We start from the raw sequence: 1105 nt of genomic DNA, 5'->3' as shown, positions 1-1105 counted from the left end.
TAAAATTAGTTACAATATTAAATATTAATTTTAACAATATATAAATTAGGTGTTGTTAATTTATTCTTAGGAATATGTTTGGAAAATTTAACAGATTTAAAAGCTATTTTACACTCTAAACGAGCCAATATTTACTATCTTGAGATGTGTAGAGTGCTTCAAAAAGATGGAAGAGTTCTTTATCTTAGTGAAGAAAAAAAAGAGTTTCAATACTGGAATATCCCAATTGCAAACACTACCTGTCTATTATTAGGAACCGGAACTTCTATTACGCAAGCTGCCATAAGAATGTTGGCACAGGCTGGCGTATTGGTCGGTTTTTGCGGAGGTGGAGCCACACCTTTATTGATTGCAAATGAGATTGAATGGTTCACGCCCCAAAGTGAATATAGACCAACAGAATATATACAAGGCTGGATGCAATTTTGGTTTGATGAGGCGAAACGACTTGAAACTGCTAAAAGATTTCAAATCGCAAGAGTCGCGTATATCAAAGCCGCTTGGTCAAAAGATCGTGAATTGAAACTTGAAGGCTTTGATGTCAAAGAGCCTGAATTGGAGCAGATATTTTCTAATATTTTAAACAATATTCCAAATGCTTATAGTGTCGGCAAACTATTACAACTTGAAGCTGACTTTACTAAAAGACTCTATAAATATGCAGCACAAAAAACAAATCAATCAGGCTTTACGAGAGAACATAAGAGTGCAGATTTAGCCAATGAGTTTTTAAATCATGGAAATTATTTAGCGTATGGGCTAGGAGCGACTACGCTTTGGGTACTTGGAATTCCTCATGGTTTTGCGGTGATGCACGGAAAAACTAGACGAGGTGCATTGGTCTTTGATGTGGCTGACCTTGTAAAGGATGCTTTAGTTTTGCCTTGGGCATTTATTTGTGCAAAAGAAAAAATGAGTGAAAAAGAGTTTCGCTCACAATGCTTACAAACTTTTGTAGAGCATAAGGCTTTAGACTTTATGTTTACACAAGTCAAAGAAGCGTCCGCATACTACCTGCCCAAAGATAAACCCTCATGATGGTAATTTTTGTCTCACAATGTGAAAAAAACGCTCTCAAAAAGACAAGAAGAATTTTAGACAGTTT

At 35.7% G+C, this 1105-nt stretch carries 2 protein-coding genes; both read left to right on the top strand.

Going from position 1 to position 1105, the window contains the following annotated elements; all coding sequences use genetic code 11:
* Positions 1-78 precede the first annotated feature (78 nt).
* Positions 79-1038: a type I-F CRISPR-associated endonuclease Cas1f gene (gene cas1f, locus IBX42_RS12565; protein ID WP_294933266.1), complete on the top strand. Its 960-nt coding sequence runs from the start codon at positions 79-81 to the stop codon at positions 1036-1038.
* The coding region (locus tag IBX42_RS12605) for a hypothetical protein (RefSeq protein ID WP_365943764.1) at positions 1035-1105 on the top strand (71 nt) is incomplete at its 3' end. The genes cas1f and IBX42_RS12605, both read left to right, overlap by 4 nt.

The sequence above is a fragment of the Sulfurimonas sp. genome (genome assembly GCF_014859695.1).
Classification (GTDB): Bacteria; Campylobacterota; Campylobacteria; order Campylobacterales; family Sulfurimonadaceae; genus Sulfurimonas.
Note: the sequence above shows the minus strand (reverse complement) of the source record. Positions and strands in the feature narration are given on the sequence as shown.